Origin of the sequence: Bacillus sp. BB51/4 (assembly GCF_008368845.1) — a bacterium.
Taxonomy (GTDB): Bacteria; Bacillota; Bacilli; order Bacillales; family Bacillaceae_G; genus Bacillus_A; species Bacillus_A wiedmannii.
The window spans coordinates 431,038-454,470 of sequence record NZ_QOSC01000008.1 but is presented as its reverse complement, the minus strand read 5'-3'; the positions used below and the strand labels follow the sequence as shown (position 1 = coordinate 454,470).

Here is a 23,433-nt window from a genome sequence, read left to right as displayed (position 1 = left end):
CAGTTTTCAAAGAACTACTTGGTCGCTCATTTGCGACTTCCTTATGTTAACATCTTCGTTTTTCGATGTCAACTAAGTTTTTCAATTTCTTTTTTGTCGTTTTCTGCGTTTCCGCATCAGCGACGGTTATTAATATATCATGGTGAAATTCGAAATGCAACACCTTTTATAAACTTTTTTTAGATCACCCTAATTTCTTTGTTAATATCATATACTTAAACGAAATATCTCTTTCATGTATAAATAATTCCTACATATATTCTATATAAAGTAACTCTATCAAAAGCATTTCTTTCTATAATAAATGTTTTATTTATATACCATATCATACAAGGAGGAATATATATGGACTATGCCGATTTATTAATCAAACTAGGTCTCTCGGCTATTTTAGGGTTCGCTATCGGTTTAGAGCGCGAATTAAAACGAAAACCACTTGGTTTAAAAACTTGTTTAGTTATTTCTATCATTAGTTGCCTCCTGACGATTGTTTCTATTAAAGCGGCTTACAATTTACCACATACCGATCATATGAATATGGATCCACTTCGACTCGCCGCTCAAATTGTATCAGGAATCGGTTTTTTAGGTGCCGGTGTTATTTTACGAAGAGGAAACGATAGCATTGCAGGACTAACGACTGCTGCTATGATTTGGGGTGCTTCTGGTATTGGTATTGCTGTTGGGGCTGGATTCTATATCGAAGCGATTTTCGGAATGTGTTTCCTTATGATTAGCGTTGAACTTATACCATTAGCAATGAAATTTGTAGGACCGAGATCATTTCGTCAACGTGATATCGCAGTAAAACTTGTTGTGCGAAATATGGACAATATCCCAATTGTAATTGAAGAAATAAAAGAAATGGATATAAAAGTTAAGAATATGAAGCTCAAAACATTGGAGAATGGCTCTCACTATTTACATTTGAAATTATCCATCGATCAAAAAAGGCATACTGCTGATGTTTACTACGCCCTCCAGCATCTTGAAAGTGTCCAACAAACTGAATTAGAAAGTATGTAATGTAAAACAAACTCTCTTTTAAATTAGAGAGTTTTTCTTTTTTCTATAATGGTAACAATGAATGTAGCCCTGCAAAGTAAGGAGGAATAAGAGTTTGAAATCCCGTCCAAATTTAGTAGATACATTTCGTGATTCCATTATTTTCCGTTTAGTTTGCTTTATTGTTGTACTTACTGCTTTTTCTGGCTTCCTTATACATAGATTAGAGCCATCACACTTCACCACATGGTTTGATGGAGTTTGGTGGTCAATCGTTACCATTTTCACCGTTGGCTATGGTGACTTTGCCCCGCATACACTAATAGGCAAACTTATCGGTATGGGTATTATTTTATTTGGAACCGGTTTTTGTTCTTATTATATGGTTCTGTTCGCCACTGATATGATTAATAAACAATATATGAAAATTAAAGGAGAAGAAGCCGCTACCTCTAACGGTCATATGATTATCGTGGGTTGGAATGAACGGGCAAAACATGTTGTAAAACAAATGCACATCTTACAACCGAACCTTGATATCGTTTTAATTGATGAAACACTTTCTTTACTTCCAAAACCATTTCATCATTTAGAATTTATAAAGGGTTGCCCGCATCACGATCAAACTTTATTAAAAGCTAATATTACAACTGCTCACACTATATTAATAACAGCTGATAAAGAAAAAAATGAAAGCTTAGCAGATACACAGTCCATTTTAAATATTTTAACTGCAAAAGGTCTTAATCCAAACATTCACTGCATCGCTGAACTTCTTACTTCTGAACAAATACAAAATGCAACTAGAGCTGGTGTATCAGAAATTATAGAAGGAAATAAATTAACGAGCTACGTATTTACCGCTTCTCTTTTATTCCCTTCCATTTCAGGCGTACTATTCTCACTTTACGATGAAATCTCTGATAACAAATTACAACTGATGGAGCTTTATCCTTCCTGCACTGGACAAACTTTTGCAAATTGTAGCTATACTCTTTTAAAGCAAAATATTCTCTTACTAGGTATAAAACGCGACGAACAATATATGATTAATCCAGTCCATTCCTTTGTTCTCATTGAAAGCGACATACTCATTGTTATTCACCATTAAGAAAATGTTTTTCTAGTTCCTGCATGAGCACTTTCCCAATATTGATATATTTTCTTTTCACATCTCCATCTGGATCTTTCGGCTCAGCAAATTGATCCATTCCACTCGTTCCAGCCGTTAAAGTATTTACGTGATCATCTAGTTCGTCTTGATATACGTGCGAAAGAATATAAGGCGTTCCAAGACGGACTATTACACCAGGTACATCTAATTCGCCATTCACTGCTGTAAATGGCACTCGTAAAAATTGATATCCATCTTCTTCATCGATTTTGTAATCAAAGCATCCTTTATCGTAATCCCAATTGCCACCAATGTTATACCCAAGTGGCTTCATTATCTCTTCTAACTTATATAACGCATATGTACGTCCTTCTAAATTTGATTGAATCGGAATCAAGCCCATCCCTCCTAGACTTTTTCTTTAGCATACCCACTCTAGTTTGAATATACCGATGGACTTTTCAAATCCTGGTTTACCAAGTAAAGCAAACATGTTTTTCTTATATGCTTCTACTCCTGGTTGGTCAAATGGATTTACGCCTAATAAGTAGCCGCTCATCGCACATGCCTTTTCGAAGAAGTATACAAGGTAACCGAATGTGTACTCATTTAATTCAGGGATATTTACGATTAAGTTTGGTACGCCACCATCGCTATGTGCAAGTAATGTACCTTCGTATGCTTTCGTGTTTACGAAGTCTACAGTTTCACCAGCAAGGTAGTTTAATCCATCTAAATCGTTTTCTTCTGATTCGATTGTTAGTTCATGTGTAGATTTACCTACTTTCAGAACTGTTTCGAATAAGTCACGACGACCTTCTTGAACGTATTGACCTAATGAGTGTAAGTCAGTTGAGAAGTTTGCTGAAGATGGGAAAATACCTTTTTGATCTTTTCCTTCACTTTCGCCAAATAACTGTTTCCACCATTCAGAGAAGTATTGAAGTGCTGGCTCATAGTTAACAAGCATTTCAATTGTTTTTCCTTTATTGTATAAAGCGTTACGAACTACTGCGTATTGATAAGCTGGGTTTTCTTCTAGTTCTGATGTACCGAAGTCACCATGACCAGCAGCTGCACCTTTCATCATCTCTTCAATATTTAAGCCACTAACTGCGATTGGTAATAAACCAACTGGCGTTAATACAGAGAAACGGCCTCCAACATCATCTGGAATAACGAATGTTTCGTAACCTTCATTATCAGCTAATGTTTTTAATGCACCACGTGCTTTATCTGTCGTTGCATAAATACGTTTGCGAGCTTCTTCTTTTCCATACTTTTCTTCTAATAACTTACGGAAAATACGGAATGCTAGTGCCGGCTCTGTTGTTGTACCTGATTTGGAAATAACGTTAATAGAGAAGTCTTTACCTTCTAATACATCCATTAAATCTTTCATGTAAGTGGAGCTAATGTTTTGTCCAACAAATAGCACTTGTGGAGTTTTACGTTGTTCTTTAGAAAGTGTGTTGTAGAAAGAATGGTTTAACATTTCGATTGCTGCACGTGCTCCTAGGTAAGAACCACCAATACCTACAACAAGTAAAATATCAGAGTCATTTTTAATTTTTTCTGCACATTTTTGAATGCGAGCAAATTCTTCTTTGTCATATTGAAGCGGAAGGTCTACCCACCCAAGGAAATCGTTCCCAGCTCCAGTTTTTTCGTGGATTGCATGATGTGTTACTTTCACTGCATCACGCAAATAAGTGATTTCATGTTCACCGATGAAGGATAACGCTTTAGAATAGTCGAACGTTACATGTGTACTCATCTTTTTCCCTCCAATTATGGATATGTATTTCTGTATTCACTTTAGCGAAACTGAAGTTGTAAATCAAGCGATTCAACCATTGTAAACGTAACCAAAATATATTTTTTAGAAAAAGTTCATTTTTTGCATAAAAATTCTTATTTTTCTGTATAGATGTATATACATCCTTTTTCTTATATTTTTTATGTATAAAAACAACATAACTACGCCATTCTATAAAGGAGTTAATTAACTCATCGCTTGCTCATGCTTCACAATTAAGGGGGGCTTTTTCATGAGTACTCTGCAACGTATCGCATTAGTCTTTACTGTAATTGGCGCTGTGAACTGGGGACTAATCGGGTTCTTCCAGTTTGACTTAGTGGCAGCCATTTTCGGTGGACAAAATTCCGCTCTTTCCCGTATTATTTACGGCATCGTTGGTATTTCTGGGCTTATCAATCTTGGTTTACTCTTTAAACCATCAGAAAATCTTGGCACTCACCCAGAAACGAACGAAATTCGCTAGTCAGTATGTCCTTACTTCACCTCCGACATACGAATATGATTGCATGCAATCATATTTGCAAATATATATCATAAGATAAAGTAAAAGAGGAACGCTCATATGCGCTCCTCTTTTATTTTGTTAACTCGGACTCTTCAATCCATTCTGTTAACTTTTCACGCAGCGTATTAAATCCGTTCTCAGATGGATTCGGTATAAGAATCCGCCCTTGTTTTCTTCTCGCCGCTTTTAACGATAAACTCATTTTTCTGTGTTCTTCATCAATTGAAAGTACTTTTACTTCTACTGTATCGCCGACTTTTAAAAAGTCATGAATATCCTTTACATATCCATTTGTAATTTCAGATATATGCACAAGCCCTTGTGTTTCTGCATCTAACGCTACAAATGCTCCGTAATCTTGAATCCCAGTCACTTTCCCTGTTACAACCACTCCAGTTGTATATTGTTCTGACATATGAAACACTCCCATACGTTTACCATTTTCTCTACAATTGTAGATAGCAAAGCAGATGATTTATTGTTAAATATCCGATTAGTTAGTACGTACCCTAAGTAAAGCTACTCAGGATACGCATACCTTATATTAGTAAATTATACCACTATGACAGAACTCATTCAAAATTAACGAAAAATTTCCTAGAGTACGTATAATTTTCTAATATTGGGATAGAATACTAACACATGGCTTTCTAGTATTCCCCCCCTTTTATGGACAAAACGTATTATGTTTTGTCCTTTTTTTATTTTCTATAAACCGTTCCATTCTCTTCATTGCTTCCATAAGTTGTTCAAGCGATGTTGCATACGAGCAACGAATAAATCCTTCACCACTTTCGCCAAATACACTTCCAGGTACAACAGCCACCTTTTCTTCTAATAATAACCGTTCTGCAAATTCTGCCGAAGATAGTCCAGTTGAAGAAATAGAAGGAAAGACATAAAATGCTCCGCCCGGCACATGACACGTTAAACCCATTTCATTAAACGATGTCGTCATAAAATTACGGCGTTTCTTATAACTATCTCTCATCCGAATTACTTCATCATTCCCCGCGCGTAACGCTTCAAGTGCTGCGAACTGAGACATTGTCGGTGCACACATCATGGAATATTGATGAATTTTGAGCATTAATTCCGAAAATTGAACAGGAGCTGCAATCATACCGAGACGCCATCCTGTCATCGCAAACCCTTTTGAAAATCCCGAAATTAAAATTGTATGCTCGCGCATATTTTTAATACTCGCGAAACTTGTATATACTTCGTCGTATACAAGCTCTGCATAAATTTCATCAGATAATACGATTAAATTGTACTTTTCAACAATCACTGCTATTTCTTCAAGCTCGGATTTATTTAACATTGCACCTGTTGGGTTATTTGGTGAACAAAGCAAAATTGCCTTTGTTTTCGCTGTAATAGCTGCTTCAATTTGTTCTGGTTGTACTTTAAACTCGTTTTCTAAAGTCGTTGCCACAGGAACCGGAACTCCTCCAGCTAATGTCACAAGCGGTGCATAAGAAACGAAACTTGGTTCAATAATGAGTACTTCATCATCAGGATTTATAATGGCGCGCATCGCTACATCTAACGCCTGACTCGCTCCAACTGTAACAATGATTTCATCGTTCGGATCATAAGATACTGCAAATTGTTTTTTTAGATACTTTGCTATTTCTTGACGAAGTTCCAATAATCCTGCATTTGCTGTATATGACGTATATCCTTGTTCTAAAGAACGGATGCATGCTTGCCTTACATTCCAAGGTGTAACAAAGTCAGGCTCTCCTACTCCAAGAGAAATAACACCTTTCATATTTGCTGCTAAATCGAAAAACTTTCGAATACCAGATGGTTGTAAAGCTTCTGCCGTTCTAGATAGTTCAAATTGCTTCATGGTGTCACCACAATGCGCTTATCATCATCGTTTTTTTCGTAAATAATTCCCTCATGTTTATACTTTTTCAAAATGAAATGCGTTGTTGTAGAAACGACAGATTCAATTGTTGCTAATTTCTCAGAAACAAACATCGCTACTTCTCCCATTGTCTTTCCTTCTAATGTAATAGAAAGATCGTATGTCCCTGACATTAAATACACAGATTTCACTTCTGAATAACGATAAATTTGTTCAGCAACCGCATCGAACCCAACGCCGCGCTTTGGCGTAACTTTCACATCGATCATCGCCGTTAAACCTGTATGTTCTTTTACCTTCGTCCAATCGATATGTGTTACATAATCCACAATAATCTTTTCCGCTTCTAATTTTTCAACCATCTTCTTTACTTCTTTTACTTCTATATTTAACAGCTTTGCTAATGTATCTACAGATAATCGACTACTTTTTTCAAGACAAGCTAATAATTCTAATTCTTTTTCTGTCACCATATAAATCATCCTTCCTTTTCGTTTGTGTCTAAATTATACAAATACCCTTTCCAGTTTGAAAAGAAGATTTTTTTAGTGAATTATGTCAAAATAAAGTGAAACTTTAATCAGCGGAAAAATGCGTGATAAAGCGAAAGGGGATGGAACCGTGAAACCAAAAGTTTATATTGCTGAACCAGTTCCAACATTTGTAGAAAACTATTTATTAGAACACTGTGATTATGAAAAATGGGAGCAAAATGAGAAGGTACCTCGTGATGTTCTACTAGAGAAAATACAAGATAAAGATGGATTATTAAATTTCGGATCTGCTATTAATGAAGAATTATTAAATGTAGCTCCTAACTTAAAAGTAGTAAGCAACATTTCTGTCGGTTACGATAATTTTGATTTACAAGCAATGGAAAAGCGCAATGTCATTGGAACGAATACACCATATGTATTAGATGATACAGTAGCAGACCTTGTTTTCGCTCTTATGTTATCTGCTGGTCGCCGCGTCTGCGAACTCGACTCCTACGTGAAAAATGGTGAATGGAACGCCGAAATCGGAAAAGAGCACTTCGGGCTGGATGTACACCATAGTACAATCGGTATTATCGGAATGGGACGAATTGGAGAAGCCGTTGCAAAACGAGCGAAATTCGGATTTGATATGAATGTTCTGTATTATAACCGTCGCCGTAAAGAAGAAGCTGAACAAAAATTCGATGCTACATATTGTGATTTACAGACGTTACTCAAACAATCTGATTTTATTGTTCTTCTTACTCCATTAACAGATGAAACGTATCATCTTATCGGAGAAAAGGAATTTTCATTAATGAAAGAAACAGCAATCTTCATTAATGCCTCTCGCGGAAAAACAGTAGATGAAGAAGCGTTAATCCAAGCGTTAACAGAAAAGAAAATCTTTGCAGCAGGCATTGATACGTTTACACAAGAGCCGATTCAAAAAGATAATCCGCTCTTATCATTACAAAATGTCGTGACTTTACCGCATATTGGATCTGCAACGTTAAAAACTAGGCAGCAAATGGCTATGACAGCCGCTGAAAATTTAGTTGCAGGGTTACAAGGAAAAACACCGCCTAATATTGTTCGCGGGTAATGATGAATAAACGAAAGGCAAGATGACATCGTCATCTTGCCTTTTTTTGTTAACATATTTTTTTCTGCCTTGGAGATGATATGAACAAAAATCAATGGAGTGACAAAAAATGAATCACGAATATACTTGTCCTTATTTCACTTTTTCCACTCGCGGCACTACTATTCATTACGAATTGTATGAACATGACAACAAAACGGAACGTCCTACTTTCGTACTCGTTCACGGCTTTTTATCTTCCTCATTCAGTTACCGCCGCCTCATTCCTTTATTATCGAAAGCAGGAACAGTACTAGCTCTTGATTTGCCACCGTTCGGAAAAAGTGATAAGTCTCATCTCTTTAAATATTCTTATCATAATTTAGCAACGGTTATTATCGATTTAATTGAACATTTATCTCTCTCAAATATTGTGTTAGTTGGGCATTCTATGGGTGGACAAATTTCTCTCTATGTAAACCGTATACGCCCTGAATTAATTTCAAAGACAATTTTACTATGCAGCTCTAGCTATTTAGCACGCGCAACCTTACCTTTACTATACTCTTCTTATTTACCGTTCTTTCATTTATACGTAAAGAACTGGATTATACGGCGCGGCATTGTTCATAACTTAATGAATGTCGTTCATGATCACTCATTAATTGACGATGAAATGAAGGAGGGTTACTCCGCTCCTTTTTATGACAACCGTATATTCCCTGCTTTAACTCGTATGATAAGAGACCGTGAAGGTGATTTATCTTCAACTGAATTACAAAAAATTGAAACACCTACACTACTCATTTGGGGTGAAAAAGATCGTGTCGTCCCTGTACATGTAGGTCATCGGCTACACAAAGATTTACCAAACTCGAAATTTATTTCTTACGAAAACACAGGACATTTACTACCTGAAGAAAAGCCTGAACTTGTTTATGAAGAAATTATCGCTTTTTCTGCACAATAATACAAAAGGCTGTCGGAAATTCCGACAGCCTACAATGAACAACTTCCGCCTTCTTTTATTACAAGTAATTCCACAGCTAACTTCTCACATTTTCCAAGCGCAGGTACTTCCTCAAAAGACATAAAGTATATATGTTGAATCTTTTTTGCGATGTATTTTGGATCGTCGAACACACTTACGACGTTCACAACATCGCTCGCTTCTGTTTCATAAAACTCCGGTCCCATTTGAAACGGATCCCAATTCTTCACAACCTCTATCATCTTTTCATATGTACCCATTCGCTTCCCGCCTTTTCACTTTTTAATACTTTTCTTTATCCTATCACATCAGCTATTCTATAAGAAGAGAGAGAACTTTCATAACTTAACGGTTTACAGAAGAAGGGGGCAAACTTATGCAACTATTTCATAAAACAGTCAATCGACGTGGAACTCATAGTACGAAGTGGGATACGTATAAAAACGAAGAACTTCTCCATGCTTGGATTGCTGATATGGATTTTGAAGTACCACAACCAATTCAGACTGCTTTAAAGAAACGTATCGAGCATCCTATTTTCGGCTATACACTTCCTCCCGAAAATATTGGAGATATTATTTGTAACTGGACAAAAAAACAGTACAACTGGGATATTCAAAAAGATTGGATTGTCTTTAGCGCGGGAATCGTTCCAGCTCTTAGTACGAGCATACAGGCCTTCACAAAGGAAAACGAATCCGTTCTCGTACAACCACCTATTTATCCCCCATTTTTCGAAATGGTCACAACAAACAACAGACAATTATGCGTGAGTCCTTTACAGAAACAAAATGATACATATGTGATAGACTTCGATCATTTAGAAAAGCAATTTCAACAAGGCGTCAAACTCATGCTTCTTTGTAGTCCTCACAATCCAATCGGGCGTGTTTGGTCAAAAGAGGAACTCACACAACTTGGCACGTTATGTACAAAATATAATGTAATCGTTGTCGCGGATGAAATTCATGCCGATATTATTTACGGAGATCGTACTCATACACCATTTGCTTCTTTATCTGAAGAATTAGCAGCGCGCACGATTACTTGTATGGCTCCGAGTAAAACATTTAATATCGCTGGATTACAGGCATCGATTATTATCATTCCAAACGAAAAACTCCGTCAAACCTTTATATCTATCCAATATAGACAAGGTTTCCACGGATTAAATACATTTGCCTATACAGCGATGCAAAGTGCCTATACAGAATGTAACGATTGGCTAAATGAAATTCGATTATATATAGAAGATAACGCTCAATTCGCTTGTAAATATATTAAAGATCACATACCTACTCTTTCTGTAACGAAACCAGAAGGTAGCTTTTTATTATGGATTGATTGCTCTCGCCTACAGCTTTCTCAAAACGAACGCACCACATTGCTTGAGGAAAAAGGGAAAATCATCGTTGAACCTGGTGAGAAATACGGATTAGGCGGCGAAGAACATATTCGAATTAACATCGGCTGTCCAAGATCTGTTTTAGAAGAAATTTTAAACAGACTGCGCCATACGTTTTCATAATAAGAAAGGAGGCTGCCCCCTAATCAATCGTGGGCAGCCTCCTTTCTCAATTCTTGTTGGCAAATTGATATATCCCAATAACCGCTGATATATTTTCAATTACGTTTCACAAAAAAAGCTACCATGCACGGTAGCTTTTACTTTTTCTTCATATCCGACGCTTTTTTTACAATGACACCACAAGCAATTCGATCGCCGGATTTACCTGTCGGTTGTGTCATACCATCATCAGCATTTTCTGTAATAATAATAGACGCTCCATCTTTTCTATGAATCGTCGTTTTTCCTTCTTCCAGCGTTATATGTGGTGCATTGATTTCCGCTTTAATCTTTCCAGAACCGTCTGCAATTACGTTCGGTAAATCACCGTTTTCTGCACCCTTCGGATTAAGAAGTCCATGCTTTTTATCATCAGGATTAAAATGATTACCAGATGATTCAAAACGTGGTGCTTTACACTCACCAATTTCGTGTACATGCATGCCGTGCGGGCCAGGTGCGAACCCTTCCCCTTTAATCGTGATTTTCACTCCGCTTGTTTGCTGCACTACTTTCGCAGTCCCCACTTCATCGCCTGAAGCATTATGTAATTTCACGTCAATTTCTTTCGGCTTTCCTTGGTCACAACCTGCCATCAGAAATAATAAACAACAACTGAAAAAAAGCCGTTTTTTCATTCTATTCCCTCCAAAATATATTCTGCCTTTAGATTGTCCGAGCATGGAGGGAAACATACAAAAATGAGTTACTGTTTCTTTTCCGCTAAAAGTTTTTCTTCAACTTTCTGTAACCGCTCCGCTTCTCGTTTAGATACACGAATGAACATACGCCACGTAGCAACGGCACCAATGATAAATAGAACGCAAACAATCCCTGGAATAATATATTCTGTTTTATCTTCCGGAAAATATAAAGGCATCATATAAATAGAACACTCCTTATTAGAGGATTTATAAAACATCAGAATTTTCTGTTATATAATATAAAATTATAGTGGAACCTGTCCATATTCTCAAGGGGGCATTCCGAAAGCGAATGATTTCTTTGACTCCTTCGCACACTTTCCTTACTATAAACTTGAGGTGAAAAATATGAGAGAAACATTTGAAATTGGTGAAATCGTTACTGGTATTTATAAAACTGGCAAATACATCGGCGAAGTTACAAATAGCCGTCCTGGCAGTTACGTCGTAAAAGTGTTAGCTGTTTTAAAACATCCGGTGCAAGGTGACTTACATAACGTAAAACAAGCTGACGTACCATTTTTCCATGAAAGACGTGCTTTAGCTTTCCGTGAACAGACGAACATTCCAGAGCAAATGGTGAAGAAATATGAAGGAGAAATTCCAGAGTATACAGAGTCACTCAAATTAGCATTAGAAACTCAAATGAATTCATTTTCTGAAGATGATTCACCTTTTTCGGTTCGTAGTCTAGAAACATTAGAGCAGTTAAAAAAAGACTACAAACTTTAAAAAAACAAAACGACCAAATTACATACTGTGCAATTTGGTCGTTACTGTGTACTCACTTTCTTTAACACTTTTGAAAAATCAACGAGTTCTCCCAATGTTGGAGGTGCTGGTTTCACTAAATACTCTTTATCTTTTTCTACTAATTTAAAAATATTATACGTCGTCATCGCATCATCTAGCGCACAATGATGCTTACCCGTCCCTGCTTTTCCATATGCCTCAATTGCTTTCCACAATCCTGTTTGATTTCTCTCCCCAAAAAACTTCTTATACTCAAGTGATAAATCACGACACTGTCCTAAGAACGGAAAGTCTACTCTTGCCATTTCACAATTATGCTTCAACACTTTCATATCCATATTTCCCCACGTAACAATGGTTGGTTTACATCTCCTTTCATATTCTGCAAGTTTTTCAACAAGTTCTGGAAACGAAATTCCTTTATCTACGACTTCTTGTTTAATTCCTAAAAATTTCTTACATCGATCCGTTAAAGAAGGAAAAGTTTTCGGCCTAACATGAGCTGAATACGTGTCTTCTACCTTACAGCCAACAACCGAAACGAGTCCTACCTCAATGATTTCCGGGAAAAATCCTTTTGGTTTTTTTCTGTGCTGGGGCATCGTAAACTCAAAATCCAAAAATAAAAATTGTTGTTCATCCATACGATCCCTTCCTTATCATCTTTGTCATTCCTTTCTATTTGACACTCCTACACGAACAAGCTCGAATGCTAATTCCATTTTAAATATTCAGATTGGATGTATCTTATATATATGTCAAATGCCCACAAATATTTTTAAAAATAAGAAAAAATGAACGATGCAGAAAATATGACAAAATAAGCCCTTTCATTTACATCCCCCTTTTTTCTACTTTATAATGACGTTATGTGTGTTTCATCTAGTTAATTTTTGACACACTAAGAAAAGTGAATGAAAGGAGATGAGAGTTTTGCACGAAACAACGCAAGAGCTCGCAAACTGGCAGTATTATTTTGCTATCGCAGTCTTTTTAATTACATATGCCATTATTATTTCTGAAAAAATTAATCGCGCTGTCATCGCACTTCTTGGTGCAGCACTCATGGTAATTATGGGGGTCGTTGATTTACACAACGCCTTTACGAAACATATTGAATGGGGGACGATTACACTACTCATCGGTATGATGATTTTGGTGAACATTACGAGTAAATCGGGTGTCTTCCAATACGTTGCCATTAAAGCAGCAAAAGGAGCGCAAGGAAATCCAATTAAAATTTTAATTTCACTTTCCTTACTTACTGCGCTTGGTTCCGCATTTTTAGATAACGTTACAACTGTACTTCTTGTTGTTCCAGTTACTTTATCTATTACGCGCATACTGCAAGTAAATCCTGTTCCTTATTTACTTTCTGAAATTATTTTTTCAAACATTGGAGGAACAGCAACATTAATTGGTGATCCGCCAAATATTATGATTGGTTCTGCAAATAAGCATTTAGATTTCAATGCTTTCTTATTCAACTTAGCACCTATCGTAATCATTATTATTGCTGTTACAGCGACAATACTTTACTTCATGTACCGTAAACAATTAATTGCTGATCCTGTACAAGTTAAAAAATTAATGAGTCTAGATGAAAAGCAATACATTAAAGATCCAGTATTAATGAAAAAATCTTTAACAGTACTTGGACTTACAATCGTAGGTTTCATGACTCATTCTATCTTCCATGTTGATGCAGCTATCATTGCCTTAACTGGTGCTACTGTACTTATGCTAATCGGTGTGAAAGAACATGAAATTGAAGAAGTATTCGCAAGTGTAGAGTGGGTAACAATCTTCTTCTTCGCAGGACTATTCGTACTCGTTGGAGGACTTATCGATATCGGGCTTATCAAAACCTTAGCTCAAAAAGTAATTGGAATAACGGGCGGAGATATTTCTCAAGCATCTATCCTTATTTTATGGGTATCTGGTATCGCCTCGGCAACAATTGATAACATTCCATTCGTTGCAACAATGATTCCGCTTATTAACGATATGGCAGTTGGGCTAGGTTTATCACCTTCTGACGCACAAATCGACGTATTATGGTGGGCATTAGCATTAGGTGCTTGTCTAGGTGGGAACGGAACATTAATCGGAGCTTCTGCTAACGTAATCGTTGCAGGTATCGCAAGTCGTGAGGGCCATAAATTTAGCTACATGGAATTCCTTAAAGTCGGCTTCCCAATTATGATCGTTTCATTAATCATTTCTCATATTTATATTTATTTACGCTACCTTATGTAGTAGAAAAAGGGCTGTCCTATGTGGCAGCCCTCTTTTCTTAGTCAACGAAATATCGATTTACCGATAAAAAGCTGTTCCAAAATATCTTCGAAACAGCTCCCCGCATATATCTACTCGTTATATCTTACCGGCTCATTCCGAATAATAAATAAGTGTATCGGTAAGAAAACCGAAAATGTGATTGTATGAATAATTGTAAATAATATAGAATTCGTTCCGTACCTGTCTAAAATAGCGTAGATAAGATAAATAGATAGTACAATCGATACAGCTGTTGCTAATAAATATAGAATTGGTACGAAGTTAAAAATGAAACACGCGACATATATGCCGAATACTTTCCATCCTGCTTCTTCTTTTAAGAAATCCGGTAATTTATCTTTCGCTAAATCCCCCCATATCTTACTATTTAAAAAAGGAATAAACGCAAGAGCACCATCCGTTGCACCATCATTTTTCGCCATCGTATACAGTGCAAAAGCCGTTAATAAATACGCAATAATTGCCCAAATCAATACAACAAGAATAAACGCAAAACTAAGAGCAAAGAAACCTGCTAGTAAACCCTGATCTTCCATCTTATCCTCTCCTCTCTACTCTCAACATATTTCATTCCATTGCAAGTTATGTTTTAAAATTCAACCAAACTCTCTGTATAATAATAAGAGTAAGATAATTAGAGAGGAGAACAACTGATGCATCCATTTGTAAAAGCACTACAAGAACATTTCATAGCTCACAAAAATCCGGAAAAAGCAGAACCGATGGCACGTTATATGAAAAATCACTTCCCGTTTCTCGGCATTCAAACTCCCGAGAGAAGACAGTTATTAAAAGACGTCATCCAAATACATACTCTCCCAGATCAAAAAGACTTCCAAATCATCGTGCGTGAACTTTGGGACTTACCAGAACGTGAATTTCAAGCGGCCGCACTTGATATTATGCAAAAATATAAAAAGCATATAAACGAAACGCATATCCCCTTCTTAGAAGAACTCATTGTCACAAAGTCTTGGTGGGATTCTGTTGATAGCATCGTCCCTACATTTTTAGGGAATATCTTTTTAAAACATCCAGAATTAATTTCCGCCTATATTCCAAAATGGATTGCATCAGATAATATATGGTTACAACGCGCCGCTATTTTATTCCAGCTAAAATATAAACAAAAGATGGATGAAGAACTTCTTTTCTGGATTATTGGACAACTACATTCTTCAAAAGAATTTTTCATTCAAAAAGCGATTGGCTGGGTCCTTCGCGAATATGCAAAAACAAAGCCCGATGTCGTTTGGGAATACGTACAAAATAACGAGCTTGCCTCGCTTAGTAAACGTGAAGCAATCAAGCACATTAAACAAAATTACGGAATAAATCACGAAAAAATAGGCGAGACTCTATCATAGATAGACGCGTTCCTCTATTGAGATTTAAAAAAGAACGTGTTAGAATATGTTCATTATTATTAATATAAGTAGCGATGACGGACTTATAAGTACTTGCACAAAAAGCGATTCAGGGATAGTGAAAGCCTGAAGCCGCAAGGAAACGGCAGTCTCGAGCAATACGTGATAAAGTGGATGCACCTGTTGTGTATCAACTAGGGTGGAACCGCGGGCAAACGCTCGTCCCTAGGCAATTAAGCCTTGGGATGAGCGTTTTTTTATGTTTTTCAAAGCATATACCGCTCGTTTCACAAGTACCAGAGCACGTCATCGCCAATACGTTAACTTTCAAAAGGAGGATTTTATTATGTATTCAATGGAACAAGTTGTAAACTTAGCGAAACATCGCGGTTTTGTTTTCCCTGGTTCTGAAATTTACGGTGGTCTTGCAAACACTTGGGATTACGGTCCACTTGGAATCGAATTAAAAAATAACGTTAAAAAAGCTTGGTGGAAAAAATTCATTCAAGAATCTCCATACAACGTTGGTTTAGACGCAGCTATTTTAATGAACCCAAAAACTTGGATCGCTTCTGGTCACGTTGGTAACTTCAACGATCCAATGATCGACTGTAAAAAATGTAAAGCGCGTCACCGTGCTGACAAATTAATTGAAGATGCATTAGATGCAAAAGGCATCGAAATGGTTGTTGATGGTCTTACTTTCGACCAAATGGCTGACCTAATGAAAGAACATGAAGTAAAATGTCCTGATTGTGGTAGTGAAGAGTTCACTGAAATCCGTCAGTTCAACTTAATGTTCAAAACATTCCAAGGTGTTACAGAGTCTAGCACGAACGAAATCTTCCTTCGTCCTGAAACAGCACAAGGTATTTTCGTAAACTTTAAAAACGTACAACGCTCTATGCGTAAAAAACTTCCATTTGGTATTGGCCAAATCGGTAAGAGCTTCCGTAACGAAATCACGCCTGGTAACTTCACATTCCGTACACGTGAATTCGAACAAATGGAACTTGAATTCTTCTGTAAGCCTGGTGAAGATTTAGAATGGTTCGCATTCTGGCGTGAAACTTGTAAGAACTGGTTACTTTCACTTGGTATGACTGAAGAAAGCATGCGTCTTCGTGACCACGGTGAAGAGGAATTATCTCATTACAGTAACGCAACAACTGATATTGAATTTAGATTCCCATTCGGTTGGGGCGAACTATGGGGCGTAGCATCTCGTACAGACTTCGATTTAAAACGTCACATGGAACACTCTAATGAAGACTTTAACTATATCGATCCACAAACGAATGAGCGTTACGTACCGTACTGCATCGAGCCATCTTTAGGTGCTGACCGCGTAACATTAGCATTCTTATGTGATGCATATGAAGAAGAGCAATTAGAAAATGATTCTCGTACAGTTCTTCGTTTCCACCCTGCTTTAGCACCATACAAAGCAGCTATCTTACCATTATCTAAAAAGCTATCTGAAGGTGCTACTGAAGTATTCGCAGAACTAGCTAAAGACTTCATGGTAGACTTTGACGAAACTGGTTCTATCGGTAAACGTTACCGTCGTCAAGACGAAATCGGTACACCATTCTGTATCACTTACGACTTCGACTCAGTTGAAGACAAAGCTGTTACAGTACGTGACCGTGACACAATGGAACAAGTTCGTATGCCAATTAGCGAGCTAAAAGGCTTCTTAGAGAAGAAAATCCAGTTCTAATTATAAAAAAGAGGCGCTCTATTGAGCCGCCTCTTTTTACTTTTCACGTTTTTCTTTAATTGCTACTGTACATCTTGATATACATAGTAAATCATCATTCTCATCAATAATACGTACATCCCAAACCATCGTTGAATGTCCTCTATGTATCGGTGTCCCGATCGCTGTTACAATCCCATCTTTCTTTGAGCGAATGTGATTTGCATTAATTTCTAGACCGAAACAAATACATTTCTCTTGATCAATTAAATTGTACGAACCGACACTTGCTACTGTTTCTGCTAATGCAAGAGATGCACCGCCGTGTAAAAAACCAAACGGCTGATGCGTACGCTCATCAACAGGCATCGTAGCAACCACCTTATCTTCTGTCATCTCTAACAACTCAATTCCAAGTGAATCCATTAAAGTTTTTCCCATATCGTTTCCTCCTTCTCTTACTTTAATTGAATGTATAATTTTACCTATTTATTTTCAAACTACTTATAACACTTATATAAGGAGGTTTCACCTAAATGAAACAGAAATTTTGTATATTACTGCTTATGTTCTCCTTGCTGACTATTGTACCAAATTGTGCACTAGCAGCCAAAGCATCCAACCTGACAATCGATGTTCAGACTGTAACACAAAAAGGTAAGAAACCTTATATAGAATATCAAATTAACAGACCTTCTTTTCACAATTTTTCCGATTCTAAATTTCAAAATAAGCTCAATTTCTATTACAAAAAATCTACTGACAAATTTAAAACCAAATTAGAAAAAGACGCAAAAAAATATTATAAAGAAACGGAAGGATCTAGCACACCTTTTCATCCGTACGTGGCGAATGTTGATTATAAAGTTTCCTTAAATAAACCACCCTTACTCAGCCTATATTTGAATTACTATCAATATACAGGCGGAGCACACGGTCTTTATACGTGGAAGGCAAACACATTTGATTTAAAAGAAAAAAAGTTACTACGCTTAGATGATTTATTTCAACAAGAAGATAAATATAAAGAAGTAATCCGCGCTGAAATCGTAAGACAAATTAAACAAAATGAAGGCATTTATTTTCCCGATGCAACTGAAAAGGTCATGAGCACGAAAAAGTTCCACTTCTTTTTAGAACCGGACAATCTCGTCATTTATTTCCCTTTATATGAGATTGCTCCTTATTCAAGCGGAATTCCTCAATTTCGTATTCCATATACGTTGCTAAGAGATTATTTGAAGCCTTCTTATCAAAATATTTTGATTGACAACAAGTAAATATTTTCGCTACGATAATGTTAACCTAAAAACAACAGGAGGTTAACATTATGAGGAGATTTCATGTTTTAGATTTAGCATTAGCTGCCATGTTCGTCGCTCTTATGGCCATTGGTGCAAATATTGTATCTTGGGCACCATTCCTGCAAGTGGCGGGCATCCCATTATCTATGCAACCATTTTTCGCAATTTTAGCAGGGCTTCTTCTTGGAAGTAGACTTGGCGCATTATCAATGACTGTGTATATGCTCGTTGGCTTAGCTGGTGCACCAATCTTCGCTAACTTCAAAGCTGGATTTGGAGCACTTTTAGATCCTACTGGTGGTTTTATTATTGCATTTATTATCGTTGCTTACGTATCCGGAAAACTAGTAGAACAAAAAGAACGACCAACATTCAGTACATTTGCAATTGCCTCTTTCACAGGAATCATTTTAACTTATATTATCGGTACTACTTATATGTACGGGGCAGTCAATTTCTTTATGGGTGGTAATATGAGTTATAAAGCTGCTTGGATGATTATGATGTGGTTTGCAGTAAAAGATATTGCATTTACAATTATCGGTGCTATTATCGCACCTCGCATATACTATGCTGTACGCCGTTCTGCTTATCGAAACAGTCACTTCGTTTCATAAGTTGTTTTTTTGATATTTGCATGAGATACCGTTTCCCTTGATTATTATTCCCCTTCCCTAATCGGGTTTTTATTACGTACTAAAGAGGCTATCCTTCTATTGGAAGATAGCCTCTTTTTTCATATGGTTAGCACTTTCTATTCTTCATATATATTTGATTTTTAGATACAAATAAATTATGCTTGAAAAAGAATTAAACTAAAGTAAGGATTTGATTATAGATGGGGAGAGAATCCTCTCAAGAACATACAAAAAGATTTCTCATAGTAACACTATTTTTTACGCTTGGGACAGCTTTAGGAAAGCTACTTGGCTTTGCAAAAGAAATCACACTTGGAGCTTATTTCGGTACAAACCATGCCGTTGATGCATACGTTGTAGCTTTAAATATACCAACTATTGTTTTTACTGGTATCACAGGGGCCTTCGCCTTTTCTTTCATTCCTATCTTTATGGAGTTAAAGGGAAAAGATTCCCTTAAAGCATATCGATTTATGAATAACTTTTTAAACATTGTTCTACTTATTTTTTTCATTCCGCTTTTGCTCATTGAACTACAGCCGAACTTATTTATTTCAATATTTGCAAATGGGCTCCCAGAGCAAACAGCTTTATTATCAGCTTACCTATTACAAATCATTTTCCCAACTGTATTCTGTACATTCATGATTGATATTTTTAATGCTTATTTGAACAGTTTACATAAATTTCGCATTACAAGCATGCAATGGGTTGTATTAAATGGTATTACCCTTATTATATTTGTTTCCCTTGTTAATTGGATTGGAATTTACGCACTCGCATTAGGCGTTATTATCGGAAACATTGTACAAAATACACTTGTTTATTTTGCTTCTAAGCGCGAGGGGTATCGCTATCGATTTGTAATCGATTGGAAAGACCCTTCTTTAAAAACGATGATTAAGTTGAGTATTCCTGCTTTCATTACAAGTATGTCTATTCAAATTAATCTACTTGTGGATCGTACACTAGTATCTGGATTAGAAGAAGGATCTATTGCAGCCCTTAATTATTCCCAAAAATTATACTTCATTCCTCTTGGATTAATCGCTGCTCCAGTCTTAACAGTTATGTATCCTAAATTTGTCGGTTATGTAACTGACTCAAAATGGAAAGATTTCGTAAATTTAATGGAAACGAATATAAAAGTATTATTATATTTATTTATTCCCGTTTTTATTTATTTTACCTTTTTTACAGAACAAATTGTCAAAGTTGTTTATAACTATGGTGAATTCGGGAAAGATTCTATTATGATGACAGCAACTGCATTGCAATTTTATGCGCTAGCCGCTCTCATGCAACCTTTAAAAGATTTACTTGATCGTTTACTATTTTCTTTAAAATTGAATCGATATATTATGTACGCATCAATTTTTTCCATGATTATAAATGTTATATTATGTATTATACTCGTTAACAAAATGGGCTTAGCTGGTGCAGCTCTATCTACGTCAATAGCATCGGCTAGTACAGTAATCATACTATTGTGGATGTTCCAAAAATTCATGAAAGAGAAAGAAGCAGTAAACTTGTACTACGGTGGCTTTTTATTCAAATGCATTGTGGCATCCTTTATCAGCTTGTTTACTTCCAAGCTGATGCTTCATTTTACACATGATACAAAGTTGCTTATTTTATTAGCAATAGCGATTGGCGCCATCGTTTACTTATTAGTCACTTACATGTTAAAGATTAAAGAACTACAACAATTGCTATCGCTATTTTTAGGTAAAAGGAATGATATAAATGAATAAAATTATGTACCTTTTGAATTATGTTGGGGATGGTGGATCAGAAAAATACGTCCTAGATTTAATTCAATCTATGGATCCAGAATGTTGTATTCTTGTATATTCTACTCCTGGTCCTTTCTTACATAGGTTTGAAGCATTAAATATACCCATATATCAAATAGAAATGAAACACCCTTTTGATATAAAAACTGCATGGAAACTAAAAGAAATAATTGCAAAAGAGCAAGTAGATATTGTTCACGCACAATTTTTACGTGAAAATTATATTGCAATTTTAGCAAAGTTATTAGGGGCATCCATCCGTGTCATTTGGACATACCATGTGGATGTCCCCATGTCACTTCCTTTAAAATGGTGCAATAATATATTCACTCGTTATAATGACACCATCATTTGTATTTCACAGTTTATGAAACAGCAACTCCTTCAAAAAGGAGTTCAGAAAGATAAATTAAAAATAATTTATAATGGCTTAGAGGATCCTTATTTAAACAATTTACCATCTGTTCATAAACCGATGAAAATCGCTGTAATTGGGAGGTTAAGTGAAGAAAAAGGACAACCATTTTTAATACACGGCTTACAAAAACTAAAAACAAAATACCCTTCTTTACAATGGCACTGTAACATTATTGGAGATGGTCCATTAAAAACTCCATTAGAAGACTTAGTGACTTCTTTACAATTAAATGATTCCGTTTCTTTATTAGGTTTTCGAGATGACATTATTAAAGAATATAGTGCACACGATATCATCGTAATTCCTTCTAAAAATGAGGGGCTATCCTACGTAGCAATTGAAGCGATTGCTATGAAAAAGCCTGTGATTGCGACAAATATTGGCGGATTACCAGAAGTTATTGTTCCAAATCAATCTGGTATTTCTATACCATATGGAGATGTCGAACAATTGGCAACTGCACTGGCAACATTATTACAAGATGACAAACTCTACTATTCTTTAGCAGAATGCGGACGCGAATATTATTTACAACATTTCACCTTCTCTAAAATGATAGAAGAGGTGAAACATATTTACCGCATACCATCATCATGTTAAAGGGGCTTAATATATTATGATTCAGCTAAATCGATTTCACTATATTACTTTAAGTATTTTCCTTATTATAGTAGGATTAATATTTTCAGCAACTTATACCGGGCTATTCATTTCCGCACTGTTAGCAATAACTGCATTTCGAGATGAAAAGCTCGGTATTGCTTATTTACTATTATTTATTCCAATGCGCCCCTTTTTATCTGCTTACAATGCAGGGTTTAAATTTATTGGGATTTTCATTATTCTCGCTCTATTATGCAAAATCATTTTTCAATATCGAAATACAGTTTCAAAACTTTTTACATTTCATTACTTTGAAATCGCATATTTCCTATTTTGCTTATTCGGAGCGATTGTAGGATTAATTAACAATGTATCTTTAGTAGCAATAATCATGCAGTTACATACCCTTCTACTATACTATTTTGTATTCTATATCGTCTCTCGATTGTCGTTCACCCGAGATGATTTCATATTGTTTGCAAAAGTAACTTTTGTGGCTGCAATTATCATTTCTATTCAAGGTTTAATTGAAAAAATTTCTCTTCGTAGTATGTTACTACCAGAGGTATGGAAAAATCTTGATCTAGCTCCTACTAATAAAATTCGTATATATGGTATGGCTGGTGGCCCAAATGAACTTGCACTTTATTTAACGATTGCATTTCTTACTTCTTTATATTTATTAAAAAATGCTTCCATACGAATGAAGTACACACTCTATGTAGGACTAACAATTATCGCGACAACTTTATGGTTAACCTATTCACGCGGAGCATTTTTAACGTTAATAACCTTTGGAGTGCTTTATATCATTATCCATCTTAATATACCGTATTGGAAAGCATTAATCCCTATACTAACCATCTCATTTATATGCGCTACTGGAATCTCTCTCATGACAAACTATTTAGAAGGAGATTCTCTAGGTGCAAAACGCTTTTCAGAAGCACTCTCAGAGGACACATTAGAATTAAGTAAGCAAGATGGTCGAATATATTATGTACAGAAAGCATTAGAAATCTTCCGTGACAAACCAATTACCGGCTATGGTTTCGGTACATTTGGTGACGCAGCTACTCAAACATACTCGTCACCAATTTATAAATCGTACAATATTACATGGAATTTTTATTCTGACAACCAATACATCCAAATTCTAGCAGAAACAGGACTTATTGGAGTCATTTTATGTTCGATATTTGCATATGGAATTTTAAGTACTTTCTGGAAACTAAGAAGAAATTCAATATTTAGTCCCATTATCTTATGTTTAGTTGCTGGTGCTATTATAGGAAGTGCCTTTTATAACATATTAGAAAATGCCGTCTTCATGATGTATTTCTTCCTCATTACGGGATGTATATATAATAAAAACTACGAATAATCAGTAGTCCTTTT

General features: G+C 36.0%; 26 protein-coding genes. 15 read left to right on the top strand and 11 right to left on the bottom strand.

Translation table 11 applies throughout. The features are described 5' to 3' along the window. Positions 1-345 precede the first annotated feature (345 nt). Positions 346-1,026 (top strand): MgtC/SapB family protein, encoded by a 681-nt coding sequence (locus tag DN392_RS11030; RefSeq protein ID WP_000384160.1) that lies wholly within the window; start codon positions 346-348, stop codon positions 1,024-1,026. 94 nt (positions 1,027-1,120) lie between these two features. Continuing rightward, on the top strand, positions 1,121-2,116 hold the full coding sequence (locus DN392_RS11025; protein WP_000842338.1) for a potassium channel family protein: 996 nt from the start codon (positions 1,121-1,123) through the stop codon (positions 2,114-2,116). Here the strand turns inward: DN392_RS11025 and DN392_RS11020 are convergent. Beyond that, positions 2,103-2,516 carry a YugN-like family protein gene (locus DN392_RS11020; RefSeq protein WP_000612330.1) on the bottom strand — a complete coding sequence of 138 codons (414 nt, stop codon included), beginning with the start codon at positions 2,514-2,516 and terminating at the stop codon, positions 2,103-2,105. The genes DN392_RS11025 and DN392_RS11020 overlap by 14 nt on opposite strands. Positions 2,517-2,540: 24 nt before the next feature. Continuing rightward, positions 2,541-3,896 carry a glucose-6-phosphate isomerase gene (locus tag DN392_RS11015; protein ID WP_149238019.1) on the bottom strand — a complete coding sequence of 452 codons (1,356 nt, stop codon included), beginning with the start codon at positions 3,894-3,896 and terminating at the stop codon, positions 2,541-2,543. A gap of 274 nt (positions 3,897-4,170) precedes the next feature. Here DN392_RS11015 and DN392_RS11005 point away from each other — a divergent pair, with 274 nt between their 5' ends. Further along, a complete protein-coding gene (locus DN392_RS11005; RefSeq protein WP_000105789.1) occupies positions 4,171-4,404 on the top strand; it encodes a DUF378 domain-containing protein in 234 nt (77 codons plus the stop codon). A 112-nt stretch (positions 4,405-4,516) separates the two neighbouring features. Here DN392_RS11005 and yugI read toward each other — a convergent pair whose 3' ends face one another. From yugI to DN392_RS10990, 3 genes are all read right to left on the bottom strand, one after another. Then, the gene (gene yugI / locus DN392_RS11000) at positions 4,517-4,861 is read right to left on the bottom strand and encodes a S1 domain-containing post-transcriptional regulator GSP13 (protein WP_000003769.1); all 345 of its coding nucleotides are present in this window, start codon (positions 4,859-4,861) and stop codon (positions 4,517-4,519) included. Positions 4,862-5,113: 252 nt separating this feature from the next. Then, entirely contained in the window at positions 5,114-6,304 is a 1,191-nt protein-coding gene (locus tag DN392_RS10995) for an aminotransferase (RefSeq protein WP_048566604.1), read from the bottom strand. Further along, positions 6,301-6,798: an Lrp/AsnC family transcriptional regulator gene (locus tag DN392_RS10990; protein WP_000255704.1), complete on the bottom strand. Its 498-nt coding sequence runs from the start codon at positions 6,796-6,798 to the stop codon at positions 6,301-6,303. Before DN392_RS10990 ends, DN392_RS10995 begins: the two co-directional genes overlap by 4 nt. Positions 6,799-6,916: 118 nt before the next feature. Here DN392_RS10990 and DN392_RS10985 point away from each other — a divergent pair, with 118 nt between their 5' ends. Continuing rightward, positions 6,917-7,909 (top strand): 2-hydroxyacid dehydrogenase, encoded by a 993-nt coding sequence (locus tag DN392_RS10985; RefSeq protein WP_064057630.1) that lies wholly within the window; start codon positions 6,917-6,919, stop codon positions 7,907-7,909. A 109-nt stretch (positions 7,910-8,018) separates the two neighbouring features. Then, complete coding sequence (locus DN392_RS10980; RefSeq protein WP_001015207.1) at positions 8,019-8,858, top strand: alpha/beta fold hydrolase; 840 nt, start codon at positions 8,019-8,021, stop codon at positions 8,856-8,858. Positions 8,859-8,887: 29 nt separating this feature from the next. Here the strand turns inward: DN392_RS10980 and DN392_RS10975 are convergent, their stop codons facing one another. Beyond that, complete coding sequence (locus DN392_RS10975; protein ID WP_000537643.1) at positions 8,888-9,139, bottom strand: YugE family protein; 252 nt, start codon at positions 9,137-9,139, stop codon at positions 8,888-8,890. 116 nt (positions 9,140-9,255) lie between these two features. On the opposite strand from DN392_RS10975, the gene DN392_RS10970 reads away from it, so the two are divergent. Beyond that, the gene (locus DN392_RS10970; RefSeq protein WP_001175870.1) at positions 9,256-10,407 is read left to right on the top strand and encodes a MalY/PatB family protein; all 1,152 of its coding nucleotides are present in this window, start codon (positions 9,256-9,258) and stop codon (positions 10,405-10,407) included. Positions 10,408-10,544: 137 nt separating this feature from the next. On the opposite strand, the gene sodC is transcribed toward DN392_RS10970, so the two are convergent. Next, positions 10,545-11,084 (bottom strand): superoxide dismutase [Cu-Zn], encoded by a 540-nt coding sequence (gene sodC, locus DN392_RS10965; protein ID WP_000746514.1) that lies wholly within the window; start codon positions 11,082-11,084, stop codon positions 10,545-10,547. A 68-nt stretch (positions 11,085-11,152) separates the two neighbouring features. Then, positions 11,153-11,329 (bottom strand): hypothetical protein, encoded by a 177-nt coding sequence (locus tag DN392_RS30315; protein WP_000982763.1) that lies wholly within the window; start codon positions 11,327-11,329, stop codon positions 11,153-11,155. Positions 11,330-11,498: 169 nt separating this feature from the next. Here DN392_RS30315 and kapB point away from each other — a divergent pair, with 169 nt between their 5' ends. Beyond that, positions 11,499-11,882, top strand: coding sequence for a kinase-associated lipoprotein KapB (kapB, locus tag DN392_RS10960; RefSeq protein WP_001209346.1), 384 nt, complete (start codon positions 11,499-11,501; stop codon positions 11,880-11,882). Positions 11,883-11,923: 41 nt separating this feature from the next. On the opposite strand, the gene kapD is transcribed toward kapB, so the two are convergent. Beyond that, on the bottom strand, positions 11,924-12,547 hold the full coding sequence (gene kapD / locus DN392_RS10955) for a 3'-5' exonuclease KapD (RefSeq protein ID WP_000344317.1): 624 nt from the start codon (positions 12,545-12,547) through the stop codon (positions 11,924-11,926). Between the two features lie 289 nt (positions 12,548-12,836). Between kapD and DN392_RS10950 the strand changes: the two genes are divergently transcribed. Next, positions 12,837-14,162, top strand: a complete 1,326-nt coding sequence (locus DN392_RS10950) for an ArsB/NhaD family transporter (protein WP_000545213.1) — start codon at positions 12,837-12,839, stop codon at positions 14,160-14,162. Positions 14,163-14,272: 110 nt separating this feature from the next. On the opposite strand, the gene DN392_RS10945 is transcribed toward DN392_RS10950, so the two are convergent. Next, positions 14,273-14,740 (bottom strand): hypothetical protein, encoded by a 468-nt coding sequence (locus tag DN392_RS10945; RefSeq protein WP_000390058.1) that lies wholly within the window; start codon positions 14,738-14,740, stop codon positions 14,273-14,275. Between the two features lie 117 nt (positions 14,741-14,857). Here DN392_RS10945 and DN392_RS10940 point away from each other — a divergent pair, with 117 nt between their 5' ends. Further along, positions 14,858-15,571 (top strand): DNA alkylation repair protein, encoded by a 714-nt coding sequence (locus DN392_RS10940; protein ID WP_048566606.1) that lies wholly within the window; start codon positions 14,858-14,860, stop codon positions 15,569-15,571. Positions 15,572-15,917: 346 nt separating this feature from the next. After that, positions 15,918-17,294, top strand: coding sequence for a glycine--tRNA ligase (locus tag DN392_RS10930; protein ID WP_000287155.1), 1,377 nt, complete (start codon positions 15,918-15,920; stop codon positions 17,292-17,294). Between the two features lie 36 nt (positions 17,295-17,330). On the opposite strand, the gene DN392_RS10925 is transcribed toward DN392_RS10930, so the two are convergent. Beyond that, positions 17,331-17,714: a hotdog fold thioesterase gene (locus DN392_RS10925; RefSeq protein ID WP_000520763.1), complete on the bottom strand. Its 384-nt coding sequence runs from the start codon at positions 17,712-17,714 to the stop codon at positions 17,331-17,333. A 95-nt stretch (positions 17,715-17,809) separates the two neighbouring features. Between DN392_RS10925 and DN392_RS10920 the strand changes: the two genes are divergently transcribed. The 5 genes from DN392_RS10920 (at position 17,810) to DN392_RS10900 (ending at position 23,419) form a co-directional block, all read left to right on the top strand. Continuing rightward, positions 17,810-18,553, top strand: a complete 744-nt coding sequence (locus DN392_RS10920; protein WP_000810340.1) for a DUF3298 and DUF4163 domain-containing protein — start codon at positions 17,810-17,812, stop codon at positions 18,551-18,553. Positions 18,554-18,603: 50 nt separating this feature from the next. Next, positions 18,604-19,194, top strand: coding sequence for a biotin transporter BioY (locus DN392_RS10915; RefSeq protein WP_001252152.1), 591 nt, complete (start codon positions 18,604-18,606; stop codon positions 19,192-19,194). Between the two features lie 221 nt (positions 19,195-19,415). Next, positions 19,416-20,972: a murein biosynthesis integral membrane protein MurJ gene (murJ, locus tag DN392_RS10910; RefSeq protein WP_000532294.1), complete on the top strand. Its 1,557-nt coding sequence runs from the start codon at positions 19,416-19,418 to the stop codon at positions 20,970-20,972. After that, complete coding sequence (locus tag DN392_RS10905) at positions 20,965-22,032, top strand: glycosyltransferase (RefSeq protein WP_001033743.1); 1,068 nt, start codon at positions 20,965-20,967, stop codon at positions 22,030-22,032. The genes murJ and DN392_RS10905 overlap by 8 nt, the downstream gene beginning before the upstream one ends. Before the next feature lie 16 nt (positions 22,033-22,048). After that, positions 22,049-23,419 (top strand): O-antigen ligase family protein, encoded by a 1,371-nt coding sequence (locus DN392_RS10900; RefSeq protein WP_149238018.1) that lies wholly within the window; start codon positions 22,049-22,051, stop codon positions 23,417-23,419. Positions 23,420-23,433: the final 14 nt, after the last annotated feature.